Source organism: uncultured Thiodictyon sp. (assembly GCF_903828115.1).
Lineage (GTDB): Bacteria > Pseudomonadota > Gammaproteobacteria > Chromatiales > Chromatiaceae > Thiodictyon.
This window is the reverse complement of the sequence record NZ_CAIKKU010000785.1, coordinates 1-3,944: the sequence shown is the minus strand read 5'-3', so window position 1 is coordinate 3,944 and position 3,944 is coordinate 1. Positions and strand designations below refer to the sequence as shown.

Here is a 3,944-nt window from a genome sequence, read left to right as displayed (position 1 = left end):
CGGTACTTAACCGCTGGATCTTTCTCTTTTTCTAAATAGTAAACAATCAGGAAGTCATTATCAATAACGGGGGTATGATTATTCATGACAGGGGCTCCTTCACTTGACTTTTAGTACAGTAATTTTTGCGGTTAACTATAGATTTCTGATCCTGTTGGATAACGTTGGCAAGAACGAGAAGATACCATTCGACTCAGGGCTGACGAAGTGTCAGATTGAACATATCATGCCGCAGACGCTGGGCCTGGAATGGACGCACATCAATGAGCAGGATCATCAGCGTTATCTCCATAAGCTGGGCAATCTTTCGATTACTTTTGATAATGCTACACTTAGCAACTTGGGTTTCGACGAGAAAAAGCGGAAGCTAGCGGAGCTCTCAAGAGTCCGCTTGAACCATATGCTGCTGGAATACGACTCCTTTGGTCCAGAGCAAATCCGGGACCGTGCGGGACGGCTGCTGGATCGGTTCTTTGAAGCCTACGCTGTGTTTTCAGACGGGACTGATTATAGCGAGTCGGAAGTCTCGGCGTCGGTGAGCATATCTCCCCAGAAGTGGCTGGCCAAGGTGCGTGGAACATATAATCCATTAGAACTAGCTGACTTTCCCGTGGCACAATACTGGTCGGAGATTTGCGCCCATTTGAAGGTCCCTGTGGGAAGGAACTCGGCCCACCGCGCTCTTGAGAACTGGCTGGAGAATAACCGACCGCACTGGCCGAGCAGTTGGTAATTCTAACCAAAGAATCAAGGGTAATTCCCGCGGACTTACCGGGCCAGGCCACGGTTTTTTGTGTTGCCGCAAGAAAAGCAAGAAACCGTGGTCTGTCACCGGTATTCCTGGCATTTGTTTATGTGGAAGCACTCTTCCAAGCGTCCGATTGGCGCAAGGCCCGCACTTCAGCGGCAGCCTCCTCGTCGAGAACGCGGATGCCCTCAAGGTTGGTCGAGATCGTCTCAAGCAACGGCCGAATTCCGTAACGACTTGCAAATCGCCCCGCTGCCTTCATAAGGCGAAAGGACGCTTGGGCAATCAGCATTCGGGAGAAGGCGCGCGTAGTCTCGCGGAAATGGAGCAGAACGGCGCGCGTCATTTCTCTGGAATCTCTCTTCCCGTGTCCTATGATGCGAGCCAGGCGTCGCTCAATGAGCGGTTCTGCGTCGCCGTGAGTACTTCGGCAGAGCACGGAATAGAGCGTAGGGTAGTCAAAATCCTCGCCGACGGCCTCTAGGCGCTGCCGCATGGAGGGCCATGCCTTTTCTGATGTTGCGCTTCCGCCAGCAAATGCGGGAGCAAATCTTTCGACAATCTCAATCTGCCCGTTCAGCATCTCCAAGTTGTCCGAGAACTCCTTCGCGAGTCCATCGAGTCCTTGCTTCTCCGCTAACTGCAGTGCCGCTCGTACTTGTTTCTGCTCATGAAAGACGCATGCGCGCTGATGCTGAGAAGCGCGCCGCTCAGGAGCTTGCAATATATAGAGGATGTTAACGCTGATCTCAAACACTGTTCGACAAGACGTTTCACACGGAAAATAGGCACCGGAGCCCCATGCGCTGCAAGCCCCCGCAAGATGCTCAAGTCCCAGTTCAATGCTATCTCGCAGGTAGTCTCGGGCTTCGTCGTTCAACTCCCCGTAGTCGGGAAGGTTGCGAAAGACGTTGGCGAGAACGTCCAGCACCGGCGCCAATGGGAGCTGCGTCTCATCACGTTCGCCGTTGACGGACAAAAAGCTGGCAGCAATAAAACCCATCGAGAATCCCCCTTCATTTTACTCGCGGCCCGCAGGAAGTCCGAGTGTGCCGGAACTACCCGCACGCGGTAACGTGAGTCGTCTGGCGAGTAACCATGGATGATCGCGTTCATCAAGGCGCCAGCAATGGCGCTTTGGCGATCCGCCGAACGTGGGCGCTCAGGGGCGCGACGCTTGCGGCGCCTCCCTTGGAACGTCTTGTTCGGCAATTCGTTGCGGGGTGAAGTCTACGTGATCGACCTCGTGCGGAGCGATCACTCTGTTGATTGATGCCCGGAAGCGGGTGAACGTTTGGCGCTTGGACCTCACCGCCGAGAGATGGGACCAGTCACCCCACGGTGGCCGAGCCCTATCATCGGCTTGGACAAGCAGGCGACGTGCTTTGACGCCAGTGAATGCAAGCGGGCGCGTGACCCGCGCAAGTTCCGGACCTGCAACCTCTTGCCAGCCGGACTTGAGAGTTTCGAGGGACGCCGCGAGCTGATTTGGCGGCGGGCGCACCTTTTCCTCGAAATCCCACGGCCGATACATCGGGCCGCCGCCGGGCCCAACTGTGTAGAAAGTCGGTTCGTCTACGTAATAGAAGTCCTCGTCGCGAATCTCGACCATTTCTGGGCAGCCGTTGTTTGCTGCCCAGACGACTGTTTCCTCCCATCGCCGCAATTTCTCGACGTCGTTGCTGTATGCCCAACCAGCGAGGATCAGGGGAGTGGGCGGAGACGGCGGCGTACATCGACGTATCCGAGCATGGCTGGTTAGGCGCTCGAATACGTGGTTCCATGGCATTGGGTTCGGGCAGATTCGCCTCATTATGGGAACTCTCGGGCCTCTGCGAGAACCTGCTCGTAGACGGATTGGCTCAGCCAAAAGCGCGCACGCAGACGCAGATCGTCGAGCAGGGGTTTGACCGAACCGATAAGCCCCCGGCGTTTACCGAGTAGGAGAATACCCGCGACGCCCATCGTGGTGAGACCTTGTCGCCTGGCCTGATGGCGACCGTCCGACTCGTCGATGAGGATCAGGTCCGCCGATATCTCCAACGCGAGGGCAATGCTTGCCGCCTCGCCAGCGTCGAGATCGCGGCTCAGGGCTGTCAGCAGGGCCAAGTTGGCCGACCCATGACGAACGATCCAATCGGCAGCGGCAACTTCATTGCGACCTGGCCAGGACCGCCCGCCCGCGTTTAACTCCAACCAAACAGCCTCCGGAATCTGGATGCGGCCGAACAGGCTCTGCAGCAAGTCGAGTCTCCCGATCGCCGCGAGATTGGTCAGCGGCGAGGTGTCGCTGACAACCAGGCTCATGGGTGCAAACGCTCCCAGCAATCGATCGCCTTGAGATCCTCGGTCAATTCAGCCTCATCAAAATGAACCGGAACACCGCGGGACGCGGATAATTGTCTGAATTCCCATAGCGACAAGCCGGCAAAGGCTCGGGCCTTGCCCGCCGACAGCCGCTGTTGCGAATACAGGGCCAATGCCAGTTCCCGTTTCGCCTCAGCTGGCGTCAGGCGCGCCGAATCCAAGACGTCCTCGGGGATCTCGATCTGTGCCGCTGCCATGATGGCCTCCGCGTTTCGGTTTCGGATTGATCTTCAGTTTACTCGCTCGACGCACCCCTGTAACCGCGGCACTCGCCGCGCCGCCCCACGCCCTCTGGGCCGAGCCCGCCGCCACCTTGGGCACGATCCCGGGCAGCAGCGATCAGTTCGGCAATGCCAAGCAGAGCGCCGTGAACTGCGGGTTCGCTGCGCGGACCAAACGCGGCGTCAGTCGGGCCGTTCGCCAGCATGGAAAACGCTGTTGAATCAACCCCAGCCGACAGAACGGGTGACTCGTCCGGCGGCCCTATGGCGGAGCCGGAGCTTCGGCCGCAGCCCTGAGAACGCCGAATCCTCCCGACCGGTACCCGTGCTTGATGATATGTCGAATCTGACATATACTTCACTCGTATGGACTACCCCGACAGGCCGCTCGTCTGGCTGCACGGCGAGATCAAGACCCCGCCGTTGTCCGCAGCCGCCCGGATCGAGGCGGGGGTGTTGCTGCGCCGACTCCAGCGCGGCGAGGTCCTGCCGATGCCCCACTCGCGGCCGATGCCGGTGATCGGGCCGCGCTGCCATGAGTTGCGTATCAACGACACCGACGGGACTTGGCGCATTATCTATCGGCTGGACCACGACGCGGTGATTAT

6 protein-coding genes are annotated in these 3,944 nt (G+C 58.3%); 2 read left to right on the top strand and 4 right to left on the bottom strand.

Annotation, left to right across the window (positions count from 1 at the left end; translation table 11 throughout):
- Positions 1-103 precede the first annotated feature (103 nt).
- Positions 104-733 (top strand): HNH endonuclease family protein, encoded by a 630-nt coding sequence (locus QZY48_RS28875; RefSeq protein ID WP_295437160.1) that lies wholly within the window; start codon positions 104-106, stop codon positions 731-733.
- Between the two features lie 118 nt (positions 734-851).
- On the opposite strand, the gene QZY48_RS28870 is transcribed toward QZY48_RS28875, so the two are convergent.
- From QZY48_RS28870 to QZY48_RS28855, 4 genes are all read right to left on the bottom strand, one after another.
- Positions 852-1,751 (bottom strand): DUF5677 domain-containing protein, encoded by a 900-nt coding sequence (locus tag QZY48_RS28870; RefSeq protein ID WP_295437158.1) that lies wholly within the window; start codon positions 1,749-1,751, stop codon positions 852-854.
- A 159-nt stretch (positions 1,752-1,910) separates the two neighbouring features.
- Positions 1,911-2,360, bottom strand: coding sequence for a DciA family protein (locus QZY48_RS28865; protein WP_295437156.1), 450 nt, complete (start codon positions 2,358-2,360; stop codon positions 1,911-1,913).
- Positions 2,361-2,560: 200 nt separating this feature from the next.
- Positions 2,561-3,055 (bottom strand): DUF3368 domain-containing protein, encoded by a 495-nt coding sequence (locus QZY48_RS28860; RefSeq protein WP_295437154.1) that lies wholly within the window; start codon positions 3,053-3,055, stop codon positions 2,561-2,563.
- Positions 3,052-3,312 carry a UPF0175 family protein gene (locus tag QZY48_RS28855; protein WP_295437153.1) on the bottom strand — a complete coding sequence of 87 codons (261 nt, stop codon included), beginning with the start codon at positions 3,310-3,312 and terminating at the stop codon, positions 3,052-3,054. Before QZY48_RS28855 ends, QZY48_RS28860 begins: the two co-directional genes overlap by 4 nt.
- A 390-nt stretch (positions 3,313-3,702) precedes the next feature.
- Between QZY48_RS28855 and QZY48_RS28850 the strand changes: the two genes are divergently transcribed.
- On the top strand, positions 3,703-3,944 hold a 242-nt coding region (locus QZY48_RS28850), incomplete at its 3' end, for a type II toxin-antitoxin system RelE/ParE family toxin (RefSeq protein WP_366929804.1).

What these genes read in the sequence shown, in the direction of transcription:
- QZY48_RS28870 (WP_295437158.1), bottom strand. Translation starts at nt 1,751, where the DNA reads ATGGGTTTTATTGCTGCCAGCTTTTTGTCCGTCAACGGCGAACGTGAT.
- QZY48_RS28865 (WP_295437156.1), bottom strand. Translation starts at nt 2,360, where the DNA reads ATGGTCGAGATTCGCGACGAGGACTTCTATTACGTAGACGAACCGACT.
- QZY48_RS28860 (WP_295437154.1), bottom strand. Translation starts at nt 3,055, where the DNA reads ATGAGCCTGGTTGTCAGCGACACCTCGCCGCTGACCAATCTCGCGGCG.
- QZY48_RS28855 (WP_295437153.1), bottom strand. Translation starts at nt 3,312, where the DNA reads ATGGCAGCGGCACAGATCGAGATCCCCGAGGACGTCTTGGATTCGGCG.